Consider the following 19161-nt stretch of genomic DNA (forward strand, 5'->3'; position numbering starts at 1 on the left):
AAACGCAACAAACTTGAACCTGAAAAGGCCGAAAGCCTTATTCAACGACGCGGGTTGCGCGCTTTACGACACTTTCCGGAAGGGTGACGCCCATTTTCTCGGCGGCCTTCTTGTTGATCACCAGGTCGGAACCGGCAGCAACCTTGACACCGATATCACCCGGGTTTTCGCCCTTGAGGATGCGAACGACGATTTCGCCAGTCTGTTTGCCGACGTCGTAGTAGTTGAAGCCGAGGGCTGCGAGCGAGCCGCGGGCAACCGAGTCCGTGTCGGCGGTGAAGAGCGGCAGCTTGGCTTCTTCGGCGACGGCGACGGCACCTTCAAGTGCGGAGATGATCGTGTTGTCGGTGGGCACGTAAATCGCATCGGCGCGGCCGACGAGGGCACGGGCAGCACCCTGGACTTCAGCCGACTTGGTCGCGGCGGACTCGACGACGGTCAGGCCGGCCTTTTCGGCCTCGGTCTTCAGCACCGCGAGCAGCGAAACGGAGTTGGCTTCACCGGAATTGTAGAGGTAGCCGATCGACTTGGCGTTCGGCAGGATTTCCTTGATCAGGGCGACGTGTTCGGCAACCGGCGACATGTCGGAGAGGCCAGTGACGTTACCGCCGGGCTTGTCCATGTCCTTGACCAGCTGGGCGCCGACCGGGTCGGAAACGGCGGTGAAGACGACCGGGATATCGCGGGTCGAGGAGACGACCGCCTGGGCCGACGGCGTCGAGATCGGAACGATCACGTTCGGCGCTTCGCCTGCGAACTGGCGGGCGATCTGCGCGGCGGTCGCCGGGTTGCCCTGGGCCGACTCGTAGATGAATTTGAGGTTCTCGCCTTCCTTGTAGCCGGCGGCGGCCAGCGCGTCCTTCACGCCGTCGCGTGCCGCGTCGAGTGCCGGATGCTCGACGATCGCGGTTACGGCGACGGTCACCTCATCGGCACGGGCGGGCAGGGTGAATGCCACCGTGGCGGCAAGGGCGATGAGAAGTGAGCGCATGGGTTGTCCTCCAATTGATGTCCCGCTTTCTTAGGAAACCGATGACTTGAAATCAATCGATAGGAACTGCATCACCCATCAAAGTTCTTCATCGATGGGTGATGGGCGAGGAACGAAGGACCCGAGGAGGCGCTTCGTCTCAATCTTCGCCGTGATTGGCGATCATCATCGCTTCGAAGGCGAGGCGGTCGACCTTGCGCATGCGTTCGGATTCCGACTTCAGCTGGCCGCAGGCGGCAAGGATGTCGCGGCCGCGTGGTGTGCGGATCGGCGAGGCGTAGCCGGCCTGGTTGATGAAGTCGGCAAACTTCTCGATGTGCTCCCAGTCGGAACACTGGTAGTTGGTGCCCGGCCAGGGGTTGAAGGGGATGAGGTTGATCTTCGCGGGCACACCCTTCAGGAGCTTCACCAACTGCTTGGCGTCTTCGAGGCTGTCGTTGACGTCCTTCAGCATCACGTATTCGAAGGTGATGCGGCGGGCGTTGGAAAGGCCGGGATAGGCGCGGCAGGCGTCCATCAGTTCCTTCAGCGGGTACTTCTTGTTGATCGGCACCAGCATGTCGCGCAGGTCGTCGCGCACGGCATGCAGCGAGATCGCCAGCATGACGCCGATCTCTTCGCCGGTGCGATAGATTTCCGGCACGATGCCTGAGGTCGACAGCGTGATGCGGCGCTTGGACAGCGACAGGCCTTCGCCGTCAGAGGCGATCAGAAGGGCGGTCTTGACCTGCTCGAAATTATAGAGCGGCTCGCCCATGCCCATCATCACGATGTTGGTGATCTTGCGGCCTTCGGCCGGCACGATCGCGCCCTGCGGGGTGTCGCGCTCCGGGAAGTCGCCGAGCCGGTCGCGGGCAAGCAGCAGCTGCGCGAGGATTTCCTCGGCCGTCAGGTTGCGCACCAGCTTCTGGGTGCCGGTGTGACAGAAGGAACAGGTGAGCGTGCAACCGACCTGGCTCGAAATGCAGAGCGTGCCGCGGCCTTCCTCGGGAATGTAGACGGTCTCGATCTCGACCGGTCGTCCGGCGCCGCGCGCCGGGAAGCGCAACAGCCACTTGCGGGTGCCGTCGCCGGAAATCTGTTCCTCGACGATCTCCGGGCGCGCGATGGTGAAATGCTGCTTCAGCATCTCGCGCATGTCCTTGGACACGTTCGTCATGTGATCGAAGTCGGAGACGCCGCGCACGTAGAGCCAGTGCCAGAGCTGGCTGACGCGCATCTTGACCTGGCGTTCCGGCACGCCCTTTTCGACCAGTGCCTTGGCCATGTCCTCGCGCAGAAGTCCGATCAGCGACGGCTTTTCCGCCTCTACGGCTGCGCGCACCTGCGGCGCCTTGGCGATTTCCACCCGGTTCAGAATTTCAGTGGCTGCCATGCTCATGATGTCCTGTCATACGGCGAGAGGCCGTCCGGAGAGCGGGTCCGGAAATCGTCCTGATGCGCGAATTGAAATCGGTCGAGCCATCGAAAGCGGCCTATCGGGGCGCGGAGGCTCTCAAGTTGGCCGCCCTTTAGCATTGTTTTGGCCGGGAGTCACGAGGCAGGCCCCTTGAACGCAAAAGGCCGGCTTTGCAGCCGGCCCCTACGCGTGACTTTCGGTCTCGCGATTACTTGCAGGCTTCGATCTGCTTCAGCGCAGCGGAGATGCCCGAGAGCGAGTAGGAGTAGGAGGTCGCGGTACCCTTGCGCGACTTGGCGTTGACCGACATGGCCTTGCCGTTCTTCATGGCGGCAACCAGTGCCGGCTCTTCGGCAGCATTTTCGACCCAGGCCGAATTGCCCTTGGTGAACATCACGAAGGTGCGGCCGTCGATGACGACGTTGACCTTGGAGTTCTCCTGCAGCGCATAGCCCATCATTGCCTGAGGCTCGTAGCTGATGTTCTGGCCGGGGCGCTGGGAAACGAGGAAGAAGATGTCGCCATGGTCGACGCCGGCCGGGCTCTTTTCCTTCGGAACCGAAAGGACGTAGCAGACCTTGCCGCCGCCGGCATTGTAGGAATAGGCGCCCCAGGCGTTGAACTGCTGGATGCGCGTCGGAGACTGGGCGGCAGCCATGCTGGCGGTGGCCAGAACGAGTGCGATTGCGGTTGCGATCTTTCTTACAAACATGAGGTCCTGCCGCTTTTCTTGCTTTTCGATCACCCGAAACAGGTCAGACGGGCGACGCGTAGTCATGATTTGATTTGTTTTGACTTAATTCAGGTTACCAAACCGTCAACGGTGGCCGAAAACCGCGGCTTTAGCCCCGAAATGGAGCGGTTTGCCCCATCGCACAGTGCCTTTCGACCGCCGATTCGCGCCTTCGCCGAACCGGGCTCGATCGAGGATGCGCGTTGCCTCGGAATGCCCGTTCCAGAAGGTTTCCTGCCCCAAGCCATTGCATGGCGTCAGCCGCACCAAAGCGCGCGACCAGCGTCACTTGCAGATCTATGCCACAAAGAATTAGGCAAGAGTTTGACTTTCGGGCGGGAATGCGGCGCCACAACCGGACAGGCGGCGTCCGGCGTCAGCTCTCCGGCGTATCGGCCAGCGTCTCGTCGGCCTTGGTATAGTGCGTTTCCTTGATCTGCCCGCTGATGGCAGCAAAGGCCGCGGTCAAGACGGCAACGTCATCGGAGAAGCCGACGACGGCCAGCACGTCGGGGATGATATCGATCGGCAGCACGAAGTAGGCGAGGGCTGCAAGCAGGATGCCGCGGGTGCGTGTCGGGGTCTTCGGATCGATGGCGCAGTAATAGGCGGCAACCAGGTCGCGGCTGAATGGGATCTGGCGGGCAGCTCGGCGAAAGGTCGGCCAGAAGCGGCGCTTCACGCGCTTTTCCCGCCGCTCCTGCTCGGATTCTTCGCCAGGCAAGAGAATTTCACCAATCTTGATGTCGTCCATCGTCCCGCTTCCGCTATATTCTCGGGCGCCAGGCGTTCTCGTGAACGCGCGGCGCTCCGGCGCTTTCAATATGGGAATTCCGCGTCCTATTTCAAATGATCGGGCATGCGGCCTGCCGCAGCCTTGTCCATGCGCGCCGCCAGCTTGAAGTCGAGTTCGCTCAATCCGCCGGCGTCATGGGTCGTCAGCGTTACGTCGACGCGATTGTAGACGTTGAACCATTCCGGGTGATGGTTGAGCTTCTCGGCGACGATCGCGCATTCGGTCATGAAGCCGAAGGCCTCGACGAAGTTCTTGAAGCGGAACGCCTTCCAGATCGAGTTGCCGTCTTCGGCCCGCACCCAACCTTCCATCTTGTGAAGGTTGTCGGCAATCGTCGCCTCGTCCAGTCTCTCCGCTGCCATTGCTTGTCTCCTCCCATGCGCCTGTTCGAAGCCCGAGCTGTCGCGTATAAGCGTCAACTGTCTCCAGCCTTCGAATCTGAATAGCATGAAACCAGTCAGAGTTCTTTTCGTTTGTCTCGGCAACATCTGCCGGTCGCCGCTTGCCGAGGGCGTGTTGCGCGCGTTGGCGGTGCAAAAGGGATTGGCTTTAGCGCTGGAGATCGATTCGGCCGGAACCGGCGCCTGGCATATCGGCGATCCGCCGGACCGGCGATCGATAGAGACGGCGCGGCGGCACGGCTTCGATATTTCTGCGCTGCGCGGACGCCAGGTGGCTGCGGCAGATTTCAGTGATTTCGACCTCATCCTCGGCATGGACGAGAACAATGTCCGCACGCTGAAAAGGCTCGCGCCGGATGGCACGGCGCAGAAGGTGCATCTCTTTCTCGATTATGCGTCAGGCGACCTGCGGGACGTGCCGGATCCCTATTACGAAGGGCGGGAAGCCTTCGAGGCGCTTTACCAGATGCTGGAGGCCGGATGTTCGTCGTTGCTCGAAAGGCTCGGCGAACGCACCTCGTGAAGCGGGAAAACCTCTTCCGTCAGGTACGGTCCGCCGCCGACTGAATCGCGCGACGAGAGCAGCACGAAGCGGGAGACCGTGAAGAGCGAGGTCATGAAGTTGCCGCGCCCCGAGAGGTACTCGACCACGTCTTCGACACGGCTGGAGCGCAGCCGCGCCAGCGTCACGTGCGGGGTGAACTTGCGCGGGTCCGGCCCCAGTCCGAGCCTTTGGCAGATGCGCTCGATTTCGGCCTGCAGCGCATACATTTCCGGATGGTTGGTAACGCCGGCCCAGACCGAGTGGGGCTTCTTCGAGCCGAAGGCGCCGGTGCCGTTCAGTTGCAGTTGGAATTCAGGACGTTCGATGCGATCGAGTTTGTCGATGATCTCGTCGGCGGTGCGCCAGTCGACGTCACCGATGAAGCGCAGGGTGATGTGGTAGTTCTCCACATCGATCCAGCGAGCTCCGGGAAGACCTCCGCGCAGCAATGAAAGACTCATTGCAGCATTGCGCGGAATTTCGAGGGCGGTGAATAGTCTCGGCATGGCGAGCTCCCCGAATCTCTTGCAGATGTCTTAGCGAATCACGCATCGCATCTGCACGCAACTGGTATTTGACGCTTCAGAATATTAACGTTGCCTTAACTGTGGACGATGTCATCACTCCGTCTTGTTCAGCGTTGCCAGAAACCGCTCGACGACGGGCAGGGCCTTCTCGACCATGACGCCGACGCCGTCGCCATTGGGATGCATGCCGTCTTCGAGCTTGAGCTTGGCCTCCGTCACCACGCCGTCGAGAAAGAACGGATAGAGTTCCAGCCCATATTTTTTGGCGAGTTCCGGATAGATCGGGTTGAAGCGGGCGGCGTAGTCGGCGCCCATGTTCGGCGGCGCCATCATGCCGGCGAGCAGCACGGCGATGCCGCGGTCCTTCAGCCGGGTGATCATCGCCTCGATGTTCTTGCGGGTCTCTTCAGGCGCGATGCCGCGCAGCGCGTCGTTGGCGCCAAGCTCGAGGATCACGCCCTTGGTACCATCCGGCACCGACCAGTCGATGCGGGCAAGACCGCCGGAACTCGTGTCGCCGGAAACGCCGGCGTTCGCGATCGTCACGTCGAAGCCCTTTTCCTTCAGCGCCTTTTCGAGCCGGGCCGGGAAGGCGTCCTCCGGCGGGAGCTGATAACCCGCCATCAGGCTGTCGCCGAACCCGATGAGGCTGATCGTCTCGGCGCGTGCGGTGCATGATAACGCAAATGTCATCATCAGTGCCAAGAAAACCCGTTGAAATCCTTTTAATGCCATGGGCCTGTTCCTAAATCCCGAATGCCGTTTCTGTTCCCCACTTCGTTTCATATAGGGTTGTTTCGCTTGGCCAGCACCATCATCGAACTTAAAAACGCGGATCTGACGCTGGGCGAGGCGGCCGCCTCGGTGCATGTGCTGAAAGGCATGAGCCTGACGATCAATGCCGGAGAATCGGTCGGCATCGTCGGCCCGTCCGGTTCAGGCAAGTCGACTTTGCTGATGGTGCTTGCCGGGCTCGAGCGGCTGGATCGCGGCGAGATCGTCATCGACGGCACGCCGCTGCACCGGCTCGACGAGGACAGGGTTGCGGACTTTCGCGGGCGCAACATCGGCATCGTCTTCCAGTCTTTCCACCTCATTCCCAACATGACGGCACTCGAAAACGTCGCCGTGCCGCTCGAACTGGCCAATGTCCCGGGCGCCTTCGAGATCGCGCGCAAGGAGCTTGTCGCCGTCGGCCTCGGCGAGCGGCTCAGCCATTATCCCGGCCAGCTCTCGGGCGGCGAGCAGCAGCGCGTTGCGATCGCCCGGGCGCTTGCGCCCTCGCCGAAGCTTCTGATCGCCGACGAACCAACCGGCAACCTCGACGCCGAAACCGGACGGCAGATCGCCGATCTGCTTTTCGCCGAACAGCGTGACCGCGGCATGACACTCGTGCTCGTGACCCATGACGCCGCCCTTGCCGACCGCTGCGCGCGGCAGGTGCGGGTGCGCTCGGGCGAGATCGTTGCCGGCGGCGCCGCGGACCCCGTGGCCGTGGCGCCGGTCCAGCAGGCGGCCTCGGCATGATCGGCGCGCCTTCGGTACGGCTGCGGCCGCTGCTTGCCCTGCGGCTGGCGCTGCGTGAAATGCGCGGCGGGCTCAAGGGCTTCTACATCTTCCTCGCCTGCATTGCGCTGGGTACGGCGGCGATTGCCGGCGTCAACTCGCTGTCGCAGTCGATCACAGCGACGATCGCATCGCAGGGTCAGGAACTGCTCGCCGGCGATATTCGCTTCGAGCTTAACAATCGTGTCGCAACGACCGAAGAGCGCGCCTATCTCGATGGTCTTGGGACCGTTGCGGTTTCCGCTGGCCTGAGATCTATGGCGCGGCTGCCCGACGGTTCCAATCAAGCCCTGGTGGAACTGAAGGCCGTCGATGCGGCCTATCCGCTCTATGGCACGCTGGAAAGCCAACCCGACAGGCCGCTGCACGACCTCATCGCACGCGACGGCGATGTCTTCGGTGCGGTCGTGGCGCCTCTGCTGCTCGACCGCCTGGACGTTAAGGTCGGAGACGAAATCCTTCTCGGCAACGCCCGTGTCCGGATCGCCGGCACGATCACGCGCGAGCCGGATGCGCTTTCCGACGGCTTCGGCTTCGCGCCCCGCCTGATGGTCTCGGACGAAGCCCTGGCGGCGACGGGACTGGTGCAGACCGGAAGCCTCGTCGAGCACACATACAAGGTGAAGCTCGCCGATCCGGCAGGGGTTGCGGCCGTTCGCACCGAGGCGGAGAAAAGCCAGCCGGCAGCCGGCTGGTCGATCCGCACCAGCGGCAACGCAGCACCGGCGCTGACGGCCAACATCACGCGTTTCTCGCAGTTCCTGACGCTTGTCGGCCTGACGGCGCTCATCGTCGGCGGCGTCGGCGTCGCCAATGCGGTGCGCGCCTATCTCGATGCCAAGCGCAGCGTGATCGCGACCTTCAAATGCCTGGGCGCCCCCGCCGCCTTGGTGGCGATGATCTATCTCGCACAGATCCTGATGATCGCCTTGATCGGCATCGTTATCGGGCTCGTGCTCGGAGCTCTGATCCCCTTTGTCGCGGCGCAGTTTTTGGCCGACCTGTTGCCGATTTCGACCGCCTTCCATCTCTATCCGGGCGCGCTCGGGCTTGCCGCCCTGTTCGGCGTGCTGACGGCGCTGACCTTCGCCATCCTGCCGCTCGGACGGGCGCGCGCCATTCCTGCGACCGCACTCTTCCGCCAGCAGGGTTTCGATCCCTCGGGTTTTCCGGCCTGGCCCTATCTGCTCGGCGCCGTCGCGTGTCTTGCCGCACTCGCCGGCCTGGCGATCTTTACGGCTTACGACCGCTATATTTCGCTCGTCTTCCTCGGCGCGATTGCCTTCGCCTTCATCGTGCTCAGGGCCGTTGCGCTCGCGATCGCCTGGCTCGCGCGCCGCAGCCCGCGGGTCAATTCGCCGGCTCTCAGACTGGCGATCGGCAACATTCACCGTCCGGGTGCGCTGACCTCCTCGGTGGTGCTGTCGCTTGGGCTCGGTCTGGCGCTTCTGGTGACGCTGGCGCTGATCGACGGCAATCTGCGCCGCGAACTCACCGGAAGCATGGCGGAGCGAGCGCCGAATTTCTTCTTCGTCGATATCCAGGGCAGTGAGATTGAAGGTTTCCGCTCGGTGCTGAACCAGGCGATCCCGAAGGGCAAGGTCATCGAGGTGCCGATGCTGCGCGGCCGCATCACCGCCTTCAACGGTGAGGACGTGAACAGCCGCAACGTGCCGCCTGCAGGCCAATGGGTGCTGCGCGGCGACCGCGGTATCACCTACGCCAAGAACAAGCCGGAGAATTCGACGCTGTCCGAAGGCGCCTGGTGGCCGGCCGACTACAGCGGCGAACCCCTGGTTTCCTTCTCGTCCGAGGAGGCCGGCGAACTCGGCCTGAAGATCGGCGATACGGTCACCGTCAATGTGCTCGGCCGCAACATCACCGCCAAGATTGCCAACTTCCGCAATGTCGAGTGGGAATCGCTGTCGATCAACTTCGTCATGGTGTTCTCGCCGAACACCTTTGCCGGCGCGCCGCATGCCTGGCTGGCGACTGTGATCGATCCGTCGGCGACGCCGGAAGAGGAGGCGGCGGTCCTGAAGGCCGTCACCAATGCCTATCCGACGATCACCAGCGTACGGGTGAAGGACGCTCTCGACATTGTGAATGGGCTGCTCGGTCAGCTGGCAACGGCGATCCGGGCGGCCGCGGCCGTGGCGCTCGTCGCCTCCGTGCTGGTGCTGGCCGGCGCGCTTGCGGCCGGCAACCGGGCGCGCGTCCATGATGCGGTGGTCCTGAAGACGCTGGGGGCAACGCGGGTGACGCTGATCAAGGCGTTCAGCTACGAATACGCGATCCTCGGTCTTGCAACCGCAGTTTTTGCGCTGTTTGCCGGCGGTATCGCCGCCTGGTTCGTCGTCAACCGCATCATGACGCTGCCGTCGAGCTTCCTGCCCGACGTGGCGATCGTGACGGTTGTGGCAGCGCTGGTGATGACGGTCGGCATCGGACTTGCCGGTACATGGCGCATTCTCGGGCAGAAGGCGGCGCCGGTCCTGCGCGAACTTTGACCGGGCCGAGTTAACCGTAAATCCCTATTGCGCCGGTCTGAATCGGTCCGGTGCAACGGAATCCGGGAGTGCCGGGTCTTGTGTGCAGCGGGTTTCGGCATCATATTTGTCCACAGGCATGCTGGAGCTCCGCAGCGGCGCCTGGGCGTGGAAGCTCATCTTCCAGGGCGATATTCGCCGCCCGACACCGTAACTTCCACCGGAGCTTGAATGAGGAAACAATGGCTGATCTGAGAAATTACCAAACCCGAATGTCGCCCGCCGGCGCTCAGGCGGGTGCCGTGATTGACGAAGGCCTTCGCGCATACATGCTGAAGGTCTACAACCTGATGGCGCTTGGTCTGGCGATCACTGGCGTCGCGGCCTACCTGGCCTTCCAAATGGCGTTTTCGGATGGCCAGCTGACTGCCTTTGGTGCTGCGATCTATACGAGCCCGCTGAAGTGGGTGGTGATGCTGGCGCCGCTGGCGCTCGTGTTCTTCATGAGCTTCCGCATCAATAGCATGAGCGTTTCTGCCGCGCAGACGACGTTCTGGATCTATGCGGCCCTGATGGGCCTGTCGCTGTCGTCGATCTTCCTGATCTACACCGGCCAGAGCATCGTTCAGACGTTCTTCGTGACGGCCGCCTCGTTCGGCGCCCTGTCGCTTTACGGCTACACCACGAAGAAGGACCTGTCCGGCATGGGCTCGTTCCTGATCATGGGTCTGTTCGGCGTCATCATCGCGTCGATCGTCAACATCTTCCTCGCCTCTTCGGCGCTCGCCTTCGCGATCAGCGTGATCGGCGTGCTGATCTTCGCTGGCCTCACCGCCTACGACACGCAGAAGATCAAGGAAATGTACTACGAAGCCGATGACAGCACCGTTGCCGGCCGCAAGGCGATCATGGGCGCGCTGACGCTCTATCTCGACTTCATCAACCTGTTCATGTTCTTGCTCCAGTTCATGGGCAACCGGAACAACTAAGTCTGAACAGCAGACGGAAAAGGCGGCTTCGGCCGCCTTTTTTGTTTGCTGAAGCAGCTTGAAAGCGTCCGGGCTCCGTGGGAGTGAAAGGACGACGAAACCTTGGGATCAAAGTCTTTAGCCATGTCCCTGACCCTGCGCGACGCCACCCTGGCCGATCTTCCCGTCATCACCGAGATCTATCGCGAATCCGTGTTGCACGGGGTTGCGACCTACGAGATCAACCCGCCATCCGAAAAGGAGATGCGGGCGCGGTTCGAAACGATCATCGGCAGCGGCTACCCGTACATGGTTGCGGTAGACGCGGGCGGGACGATCATCGGCTATGCCTACGCATCCGGCTTCCGCACGCGCACGGCCTATCGCTTCCTGGTCGAGGATTCCATCTACCTGGCGCCGGAAGCGCGCGGCAAGGGTGCCGGCAAGGCGCTGCTGGTCGAACTCGTCCGGCGTTGCACGGAACTCGGCTTCCGCCAGATGGTCGCGGTGATCGGCGGTGCCCATCCGGCCTCGATCGCCGTGCACCGGTCGCTCGGCTTCGAACTCCAGGGCACGATGAAAGCGACCGGCTTCAAGCATGGCCGCTGGCTCGACACGACGATCATGCAGCTCGCGCTCGGCGAGGGCCAGGCGACCGACCCGCCGGAAGACGTCTATCCGGACACCCTCTACCAGTGACCATCGCTTGCTGAAAAATGTCAGTCGGCGAAGCGCCTCGCAGCGCGCCGTAGGCAGGTCGTGCCGTTGCTGCCCGTGACGTCGGCGTGCGTCTCCTGATGGCACCCTTTCCCGCTGGTCAGGTTTCCACCAGCCTCAGCACCTTGTCGAATACCTTGAGCACCTGGGCGAGCTCGTGACCGCGCTTCAGGATCGTGCCGTGAATGTTCAGCACGCTATAGGCGCCCTGTTTCGCGGCCAGTTTCGGGTTCTTCTCGATCCGGTAGAGCGGCATTTCGCCCGAACGCTTGAACACTGAGAAGACCGCGCGGTCCCTCAGGTGGTCGATCGCGTAGTCCCGCCACTCGCCTTCGCCGACCATACGGCCGTAGACCCACAGGATCTGATCCAATTCGCGGCGATGGAAAGTGATGGGGGGAGCGTTCTTGGCGTTCTTGTATTCGTGAAGATCGACGACCACTTCGGAAGTGGTCTCGCGCTGATGGCGCGCCTCGCCTTGCGGCAAATCCGGCTCATCGGTCATCGGCAATCCGGCCTTCTGTTGTGACAGAACGATTACAGTGTGCCTGACACGAGCCGAAAAGCAAGCTGGAAGCCATGGGACGATGAGGTCATTTCTTGCCTCTGCCCCATTTCAGTCAAACCGGCGCCCCAATTCATCGCAAAACTCGCGGGCGCTGACGGACAGAGTCGTTGCCACCGTATGTCCGGTCAGATCGTCATGCTGCGGGAGTTCACCGAACGCAGTTATGGCCGGTTCGGTCCGGTAACTTCGAACCCTCAGCCCCAGCCCCTCGATGCTGCCGGGCCGAACCAACCCCTTGCGCTTCGCCGTCCCTACAATTTGCCCTGAGGGCCGGCGAGCACGGCCGCAGCGCCGATGATGGCACCCGGCGTTTCCTTGTCCTTCATCGATTGCAGCAGGATCGCGCAGCCGCTGTTTCCCGGGCGCTCGGTCAGCACCGTCGCCGGCAGCGTGAAGGACGCGGGCTGGCCGTCCCACATGCCGATCGTCTGTATGTCACGCACCGCATGCCAATAGGGGACTTCCTTGCCGCTGTTCTCCCCCTTCTCCATCTTCACGATCTTGGCGCGGTCGAAATAGACGACGACGACATTGGCCTTGCCGATGCCGCTACCGATGGTGATCTGGATTTCTTCGCCGAGGATCTTGGCGCCGACGGGAACGGCAAGCCCTTTGCCTTCCGCCTTCATCGTTTCCAGCCGCGTCTTGATTGCCTGCAAGTTGCCGCCGTTCAAGTGGTCGCGGCCGTTCAGGATTGCCTGGGGCGTGTAGACGCCGTTGCGCCCGAGCATGCGCGCATAGGCATATTGCCGCTCGGTGTTTTCCTTCGATGCCAGCGTGTCGGCCCAGCCGAGATAGTTCCAGTAGTCGACGTGATAGGCGAGCGCCACCACATCGCCTTCGTCGACCAGCGACTTCAGCGCCGCATCCGCCGGCGGACAGGACGAACAGCCCTGGCTGGTGAACAGTTCGACAACGCCCTTGACCGCCTGTTTCTCCTGCGCCCCGGCAGGGGCACCGGCGGCTGCGAGCAGCCCGAAAGCCAGTGCAACAGGGCGAATGAAAGAACGGTCTGCGGATGTCATGGCGTCACTTCGTTACCGGCCAGCGGCCTACTCCTTGTGGGGGAGTTCACTACATACGACGCCCCTGCATCAACGGGAAGTCACGTTGGAGTGAGGTGGCAAGTGAGCGCGATCCAGCACCCGATCGCTGGCCGGTGCACCTCAAAGAAAGAGCCGGGGCGCCTTTCGGCGTCCCGGCTCCAGAGCCTTGTATGCGCTCGCGCGATTAAGCGGCGAGGTCGCGCAGAACCGTCTGCAGGATGCCACCGTTGTTGACGTAGGTCACTTCATCCAGCGTATCGATACGGCAGACGAGCGGCACATCTTTCACGCTGCCGTCGCCGTAGGTTACCTTGGCAACGCGCTTTTCGCGCGGCTGGACATTGGCGAGGTTTTCGATCGTGACGATCTCATCGCCCTTGAGGCCCAGCGATTCCCAGGTCGTGCCTTCCTCGAAGACGAAGGGAATGACGCCCATGCCGACGAGGTTCGAGCGGTGGATACGCTCGAAGGACTGCGCGATGACGGCCTTGACGCCGAGCAGGTTGGTGCCCTTGGCAGCCCAGTCGCGCGACGAACCGTTGCCGTATTCGACGCCGGCGAAGATGACGAGCGGAACGCCCTCTTCCTTGTACTGCATGGCGGCGTCGTAAATCGACATCTCTTCCTTGGACGGATAGTGGATGGTGTAGCCACCTTCCTTGCCGTTCGGGCCGAGCATGTGGTTGCGGATGCGGATGTTGGCAAACGTGCCGCGCATCATCACCTCATGGTTGCCACGACGCGTGCCGTACTGGTTGAAGTCGGCAACGCCGACGCCGTGACCGATGAGGTAGGCACCGGCCGGCGAGGCCGCCTTGATCGAACCGGCCGGCGAGATGTGGTCGGTGGTGATCTTGTCGCCGAAGAGACCAAGCACGCGGGCGCCCTTGATGTCGGAGATGCCCGAACCGGACTTGCCCATGCCGACGAAGTAGGGCGGGTTCTGCACGTAGGTCGAACCGTCGTCCCAGGCATAGGTCTGGCCCGGAGGAACCTGAACGGCCTGCCAGTTTTCGTCGCCCTTGAACACGTCGGCGTACTTGGTCGCGTAAAGTTCGCGGGTGACGTACTTGAAGATGAACTCCTGGATTTCCTTGGAGGTCGGCCAGATGTCCTTGAGGAAGACCGGCTTGCCGTCCTGGTCTTCGCCGAGCGGCTCGTTGGTCAGGTCCTTCTGGACGGAACCTGCAAGCGCGTAGGCGACGACGAGCGGCGGCGAAGCGAGGTAGTTCGCCTGGACGTCCGGCGAGATGCGGCCTTCGAAGTTACGGTTGCCCGAGAGAACGCCGGCGGCGATCAGGCCCTTGTCGTTGATCGTCTTCGAGATCGGCGCCGGCAGCGGGCCGGAGTTGCCGATGCAGGTCGTGCAGCCGAAGCCGACGAGGTTGAAGCCGAGCGCGTCGAGGTCCTTCTGCAGGCCGGACTTGGCGAGGTATTCGCCGACGACCTGCGATCCCGGTGCGAGCGAGGTCTTGACCCACGGCTTGGACTTCAGGCCCTTGGCAACCGCGTTGCGGGCGAGCAGGCCGGCAGCGATCAGGACCGACGGGTTGGAGGTGTTGGTGCAGGACGTGATCGCAGCGATGGCAACGTCGCCATGGCCGAGATCGAAATCGGTACCTTCGACGGCATAGCGGTTCGAAAGCTGGCCCGGCTTCTTGTAGTCGCCTTCAAGCGAGGTTGCGAAGCCCGATGCGATGCTTTCGAGCGGGATGCGACCTTCCGGACGCTTCGGGCCAGCCATGGCCGGAACGACGTCGCCGAGGTCGAGTTCGAGGGTGTCGGTGAAGACGAGCTCGGAACCGTCACCGTCACGCCACATGCCCTGAGCCTTGGAATAGGCTTCGACCAGCGCGATGCGCTGCTCTTCACGGCCGGACATGGTGAGGTAGTTGATGGTTTCGCTGTCGACCGGGAAGAAGCCGCAGGTGGCGCCGTATTCCGGACCCATGTTGCCGATGGTGGCGCGGTCGGCGAGCGTCATGTTGTCGAGGCCCGGGCCGAAGAATTCGACGAACTTCGAGACAACGCCCTTCTTGCGCAGCATCTGCACGACCATAAGCACGAGGTCGGTCGCGGTGACGCCTTCCTTGAGCTTGCCGGTGAGCTTGAAGCCGATGACCTCAGGCAGGAGCATGGAGACCGGCTGGCCGAGCATGGCAGCTTCCGCTTCGATGCCGCCCACGCCCCAGCCGAGAACGCCGAGACCGTTGATCATGGTGGTGTGGCTGTCGGTGCCGACGCAGGTGTCCGGGTAGGCGGTGACGACGCCATCTTCTTCACGGGTCCAGACGGTCTGGCCCAGATACTCCAGATTGACCTGGTGACAGATGCCGGTGCCGGGCGGAACGACGCGGAAGTTCTTGAACGCCTGCTGGCCCCACTTCAGGAAGCGGTAGCGCTCGCCGTTGCGCTCGTACTCGAGCTCGACGTTGCGGGCAAAGGCGTTCGGGGTGCCGAATTCGTCGACGATGACGGAGTGGTCGATGACGAGGTCGACGGGAACGAGCGGGTTGATCTTTTCCGGGTCGCCACCGAGCGAGACCATGGCGTCGCGCATCGCCGCGAGGTCGACGACAGCAGGCACGCCGGTGAAGTCCTGCATCAGAACGCGGGCCGGACGATAGGCGATTTCGTTTTCAGCCGTGCCCTTGTCGTTGAGCCAGGCGGCAACGTTCTCGATGTCCTTCTTGGTGACGGAGCGGCCATCTTCGTTGCGCAGCAGGTTCTCGAGCAGAACCTTCATCGAATAGGGCAGCTTGGAAACGCCGGCGAGACCGTTCGCCTCAGCCTTGGGCAGGCTGTAATAGACGTAGTCGACACCGTTGACGGTGAGCGTGGAGCGACAATTGAAGCTGTCTAGGGATTTGGACACTGGATAATACCCCGTTCCGTCTGATCGCCAAAAACTGACGTACGAACGCCCGAGCGCCTGTGAAGCGCGAATTGGGATGCGGGTGCGGCCATTTCCGCTGTCCGTACGTGGAAATTCATTCCATGTTCGGCGCTAGGATGAAATTCACGCCGACCGCTGGCGTGTTGGCCGCCTTATAGATAATTTCTCCAAAACGTGCCAGAGCAACGAAGGTCGAAACGGGACTTTTTTTTGCCCTGCGACAAAGAGAGTGAAGGGAAGCTGAAAATTCATGCGCCTCATGGCTGAAGGGTTGAGCGCGAAGCGCGGTGAGGACCTGATTTTTAACGATATTTCCTTTATTCTCGACGCCTCGGAAGCCCTTGTCGTGACGGGTCCGAACGGCTCCGGCAAGTCCACTTTGCTGCGGGTTCTGGCGGGGTTGTTGAGGCCCGAAAGCGGGCACCTGAAACTTGAGAATGGCCCCCCGGAAATCGCCCATCCATCCGAGCTCAGCCACTATCTCGGACACCGCAACGCGATGAAGCGCGAACTGACCGTCGCGGAAAATCTTTCCTTCTGGCGAGACTTCATGGGTGATTCGCCCGGGGGGCGCGGCGCCACGCTCACCGAGGCGGTCGAAGCGGTCGGCCTGCCCGATATCGCCCATCTGCCCTTCGGTTATCTTTCGGCCGGCCAGCAGCGGCGCATGGCGATGGCCAAGTTGGTCATTGCCTATCGCCCGATCTGGATCCTCGACGAGCCGACCGCAGCGCTTGACGCCGGCGCCGACCGGCTGTTTGCCGATCTGGTGAAGGCGCATCTTGGCAAAGGCGGCATCGTCATTGCGGCGACCCACCAGCCACTCGGGCTCGACCGCACGAAGGAGCTGCACATGACGGGGTTCGAGCATCTGGCAGGAGATCACTGGCATGATGCATAGGGTCGCAATGCCTGGAAGCCCATTGTCGGAAAACGCGCGCGTGCCGATCCGGAGGTTGCCGCTATGATCGCGCTCTTTTTCCGCGATCTCAAACTGTCGATCCGCGCCGGCGGCGGGGCGATGATCGGCGTGCTCTTCTTCATGACTGTGGTGGCAGTCATTCCCTTCGGTGTCGGTCCCGACCTGAACCTGCTTTCGCGCATCGGTCCGGCGATCCTGTGGATCGGCGCGCTGCTCGCCTCGCTGCTCGGCCTCGACCGGCTGTTCCAGGCGGAGCGCGACGACGGCTCGCTCGACCTGATGCTGATGCAGGAAACGCCGCTGCTTTTCACCGTCTTCGTCAAATGTGCGGCGCATTGGGCGGCGACCGGCCTGCCGCTGGTGATCGCCTCGCCGCTGCTCGGCCTCTTCATGAACATGAGCGAGATCGCCATCGGCGCCACCATGCTGACGCTTCTGATCGGCACGCCGGCGATCACCTTCATCGGTGCAGTGGGGGCGGCCGTTGCCGTGTCGCTGCCGCGTGGCGGGCTGCTGGTTTCGATCCTTGTACTGCCGTTGGCGATCCCGGTGCTGATCTTCGGTGTCAGCGCTGTCTATGCGGCGATCGAGGATCCGGCGCCGTTCCTGCCACCTTTGATGATCCTTGCGGCAATCACCCTGTTCTTCGCCGTCATCGGCCCGGTTGCCGCCGCCGCAGCACTTCGGCACGCGTCCGATTGACGCAATCGGGCCAGAACGGGCGAAAGTGTTTGCGGCATTCCCATGGATTTGTCGCTAAGCTGTTCAGATCGATAACATTTATGATCCGCGTTCCAACTCGATCGTGATCGGGCGATTGACGCGGATCAATTGCAGGCGGGCGCCTTAAGCGCTAAAGAGCGACCATGAGCGAAAACAGCCTGGCCATCCGCAAATTCAGCGATCTCGCCAACCCGACGCGGTTCCTGGCGCTGGCCGACCGTTTGTTGCCCTGGCTTTCCGGGCTGACGGCGCTGTTCTTCGTTGCCGGCGTCTGGCTTTCCTTCACGACGGAAGGCGATTACCAGCAGGGCGAAACGGTGCGCATCATGTATGTGCACGTGCCCGCGGCCTGGCTGTCGATGATGTGCTATTCGGTGATGGCCTTGGCAGCTCTCGGTACGCTCGTCTGGCGCCATCCGCTTGCCGACGTCTCCTCGCGCGCGGCAGCCCCGATCGGCGCCTGTTTCACCTTCCTGGCGCTCGTCACCGGCTCGCTCTGGGGCAAGCCGATGTGGGGCACCTGGTGGGTCTGGGATGCGCGGCTGACCTCGGTCTTCGTGCTGTTCCTGATGTATCTCGGACTGATGGCGCTCAACCGCGCGATCGACGATCCGGCGCGGTCCTCCAAGGTTTCGGCCATTCTGGTTCTCGTCGGCTTCGTCAACATCCCGATCATCAAGTTCTCGGTCGAGTGGTGGAACACGCTGCATCAGCCGGCGAGCGTCATGCGGCTCGACGGACCGACGATCGATCCGGAGTTCCTGTGGCCACTGATCGTGATGGCGATAGCCTTCACGCTGCTGTTCTTCACGCTGCACATCGCCGCCATGCGCAACGAAATCCTGCGCCGGCGCGTCACGGCGCTCAGGCGCCTTGCGGCCCGTGCTGCCGGACGGGGAGCCCGCGCACAATGATGAGCCACGCCGCCTACGTTTTCACGAGCTATGGAATAGCCACGCTGACGGTCCTCGGTCTGATTGCCTGGGTCGTGCTCGACGGTCGTGCCCGCCGGCGTGAACTCACCGAACTCGAAGCCGCAGGCATCCGCCGGCGCTCGGCCGAACCGGCTTCCGGAGAAACACGATGAGCAGCGCACCCGCTCCGGGTAACGAGGAGCGCAAACCCGGCCCCATGCGTTTCGTGCTGGCGGCGCTGCCGCTCGTCATCTTCGCCGGGCTTGCGGCGATCTTCTGGAGCCAGCTCAATTCCGGCAAGGACGTGAGCGAAATCCCCTCCGCGCTGATCGGCACCAAGGCGCCGAAACTCGACATGCCGGCGCTCGAAGGTGCGACGCGCGATGGCCACCCGATGCCGGCTTTGACCGATGCGGCGATCAAGGGCAAGCTGACGCTCGTCAACATCTGGGCCTCCTGGTGCGTGCCTTGCCGGCAGGAGCATCCCTTCATCCTGGAACTGTCGAAGGATCCGCGGCTGACCGTCGTCGGTATCAACTACAAGGACCAGAACGAAAACGCGCTCAGGTTTCTCGGCGAACTCGGCAATCCCTTCTCCGCCATCGGCGTCGACCCGCGCGGCAAGGCGGCGATCGATTGGGGCGTCTACGGTATTCCGGAATCCTATCTCGTCGGCGCTGACGGCACGATCCTCTACAAGCGCGTCGGCCCGTTCGACGAAAACAGCGTGAAGACGGGTCTGCTGCCGGCGATCGAAAAGGCGACTGCGGGTTCGTAACCGCTCCCGGCATTAGCTCTCATTCGGATGGGAGGGATTTGCTCCTCATCCGCCTGCCGGCTCCTTCTGCCCGCAAGCGGGGCGAAGAAGACACGTAGCGCTCGGTTGCCCTAAACTCTCGCATCGCATCGACGGCGTAAAACCGTGCCTTCCCTGCCGGGCAGTCGTGGAATGAAGTGAGTG

General features: G+C 62.6%; 20 protein-coding genes. 10 read left to right on the top strand and 10 right to left on the bottom strand.

What is annotated here, in order from left to right; all coding sequences use genetic code 11:
* Positions 1-37: 37 nt before the first annotated feature.
* From ASD01_RS24025 to ASD01_RS24045, 5 genes are all read right to left on the bottom strand, one after another.
* Positions 38-991 (bottom strand): ABC transporter substrate-binding protein, encoded by a 954-nt coding sequence (locus tag ASD01_RS24025; protein ID WP_060529996.1) that lies wholly within the window; start codon positions 989-991, stop codon positions 38-40.
* Between the two features lie 139 nt (positions 992-1130).
* Positions 1131-2366: a 23S rRNA (adenine(2503)-C(2))-methyltransferase RlmN gene (gene rlmN / locus ASD01_RS24030; RefSeq protein WP_034803143.1), complete on the bottom strand. Its 1236-nt coding sequence runs from the start codon at positions 2364-2366 to the stop codon at positions 1131-1133.
* A 232-nt stretch (positions 2367-2598) separates the two neighbouring features.
* On the bottom strand, positions 2599-3102 hold the full coding sequence (locus tag ASD01_RS24035) for an invasion associated locus B family protein (RefSeq protein ID WP_034803141.1): 504 nt from the start codon (positions 3100-3102) through the stop codon (positions 2599-2601).
* 397 nt (positions 3103-3499) lie between these two features.
* Positions 3500-3877, bottom strand: a complete 378-nt coding sequence (locus tag ASD01_RS24040) for a YkvA family protein (RefSeq protein WP_034802857.1) — start codon at positions 3875-3877, stop codon at positions 3500-3502.
* An 86-nt stretch (positions 3878-3963) separates the two neighbouring features.
* Positions 3964-4281, bottom strand: a complete 318-nt coding sequence (locus ASD01_RS24045) for a 4a-hydroxytetrahydrobiopterin dehydratase (RefSeq protein WP_034802855.1) — start codon at positions 4279-4281, stop codon at positions 3964-3966.
* An 85-nt stretch (positions 4282-4366) separates the two neighbouring features.
* On the opposite strand from ASD01_RS24045, the gene ASD01_RS24050 reads away from it, so the two are divergent.
* Positions 4367-4843 (top strand): low molecular weight protein-tyrosine-phosphatase, encoded by a 477-nt coding sequence (locus ASD01_RS24050; protein ID WP_060529997.1) that lies wholly within the window; start codon positions 4367-4369, stop codon positions 4841-4843.
* On the opposite strand, the gene thpR is transcribed toward ASD01_RS24050, so the two are convergent.
* Positions 4780-5370: an RNA 2',3'-cyclic phosphodiesterase gene (gene thpR, locus ASD01_RS24055; protein WP_060521463.1), complete on the bottom strand. Its 591-nt coding sequence runs from the start codon at positions 5368-5370 to the stop codon at positions 4780-4782. The genes ASD01_RS24050 and thpR overlap by 64 nt on opposite strands.
* A 114-nt stretch (positions 5371-5484) precedes the next feature.
* Positions 5485-6126: an arylesterase gene (locus ASD01_RS24060; protein ID WP_051659632.1), complete on the bottom strand. Its 642-nt coding sequence runs from the start codon at positions 6124-6126 to the stop codon at positions 5485-5487.
* Positions 6127-6192: 66 nt separating this feature from the next.
* Here ASD01_RS24060 and ASD01_RS24065 point away from each other — a divergent pair, with 66 nt between their 5' ends.
* From ASD01_RS24065 to ASD01_RS24080, 4 genes are all read left to right on the top strand, one after another.
* Complete coding sequence (locus tag ASD01_RS24065) at positions 6193-6918, top strand: ABC transporter ATP-binding protein (RefSeq protein ID WP_034803135.1); 726 nt, start codon at positions 6193-6195, stop codon at positions 6916-6918.
* The gene (locus ASD01_RS24070) at positions 6915-9467 is read left to right on the top strand and encodes an ABC transporter permease (protein WP_051659631.1); all 2553 of its coding nucleotides are present in this window, start codon (positions 6915-6917) and stop codon (positions 9465-9467) included. Before ASD01_RS24065 ends, ASD01_RS24070 begins: the two co-directional genes overlap by 4 nt.
* 221 nt (positions 9468-9688) lie before the next feature.
* The gene (locus ASD01_RS24075; protein WP_034802850.1) at positions 9689-10435 is read left to right on the top strand and encodes a Bax inhibitor-1/YccA family protein; all 747 of its coding nucleotides are present in this window, start codon (positions 9689-9691) and stop codon (positions 10433-10435) included.
* A gap of 123 nt (positions 10436-10558) precedes the next feature.
* Entirely contained in the window at positions 10559-11113 is a 555-nt protein-coding gene (locus ASD01_RS24080; RefSeq protein ID WP_034802847.1) for a GNAT family N-acetyltransferase, read from the top strand.
* A 118-nt stretch (positions 11114-11231) separates the two neighbouring features.
* On the opposite strand, the gene ASD01_RS24085 is transcribed toward ASD01_RS24080, so the two are convergent.
* The 3 genes from ASD01_RS24085 to acnA all read right to left on the bottom strand — a co-directional run bounded on the left by ASD01_RS24085 (position 11232) and on the right by acnA (position 15620).
* Positions 11232-11636, bottom strand: coding sequence for a DUF2794 domain-containing protein (locus tag ASD01_RS24085; protein ID WP_034802844.1), 405 nt, complete (start codon positions 11634-11636; stop codon positions 11232-11234).
* 314 nt (positions 11637-11950) lie between these two features.
* Positions 11951-12724, bottom strand: coding sequence for a DUF1223 domain-containing protein (locus ASD01_RS24090; RefSeq protein ID WP_034802841.1), 774 nt, complete (start codon positions 12722-12724; stop codon positions 11951-11953).
* A 205-nt stretch (positions 12725-12929) separates the two neighbouring features.
* Entirely contained in the window at positions 12930-15620 is a 2691-nt protein-coding gene (gene acnA, locus ASD01_RS24095) for an aconitate hydratase AcnA (protein WP_034802837.1), read from the bottom strand.
* A 271-nt stretch (positions 15621-15891) separates the two neighbouring features.
* Between acnA and ccmA the strand changes: the two genes are divergently transcribed.
* The 5 genes from ccmA to ASD01_RS24120 all read left to right on the top strand — a co-directional run bounded on the left by ccmA (position 15892) and on the right by ASD01_RS24120 (position 18978).
* Positions 15892-16542 (top strand): heme ABC exporter ATP-binding protein CcmA, encoded by a 651-nt coding sequence (gene ccmA, locus ASD01_RS24100; RefSeq protein ID WP_034802834.1) that lies wholly within the window; start codon positions 15892-15894, stop codon positions 16540-16542.
* A 63-nt stretch (positions 16543-16605) separates the two neighbouring features.
* Complete coding sequence (ccmB, locus tag ASD01_RS24105; RefSeq protein WP_034802831.1) at positions 16606-17265, top strand: heme exporter protein CcmB; 660 nt, start codon at positions 16606-16608, stop codon at positions 17263-17265.
* Between the two features lie 164 nt (positions 17266-17429).
* Positions 17430-18200 carry a heme ABC transporter permease gene (locus tag ASD01_RS24110; protein WP_034802828.1) on the top strand — a complete coding sequence of 257 codons (771 nt, stop codon included), beginning with the start codon at positions 17430-17432 and terminating at the stop codon, positions 18198-18200.
* Entirely contained in the window at positions 18197-18373 is a 177-nt protein-coding gene (gene ccmD, locus ASD01_RS24115; RefSeq protein ID WP_082566526.1) for a heme exporter protein CcmD, read from the top strand. The genes ASD01_RS24110 and ccmD overlap by 4 nt, the downstream gene beginning before the upstream one ends.
* Positions 18370-18978 (top strand): DsbE family thiol:disulfide interchange protein, encoded by a 609-nt coding sequence (locus tag ASD01_RS24120; RefSeq protein WP_034802825.1) that lies wholly within the window; start codon positions 18370-18372, stop codon positions 18976-18978. Before ccmD ends, ASD01_RS24120 begins: the two co-directional genes overlap by 4 nt.
* Positions 18979-19161 lie beyond the last annotated feature (183 nt).

This window comes from Ensifer sp. Root423 (assembly GCF_001426275.1).
Classification (GTDB): domain Bacteria; phylum Pseudomonadota; class Alphaproteobacteria; order Rhizobiales; family Rhizobiaceae; genus Ensifer; species Ensifer adhaerens.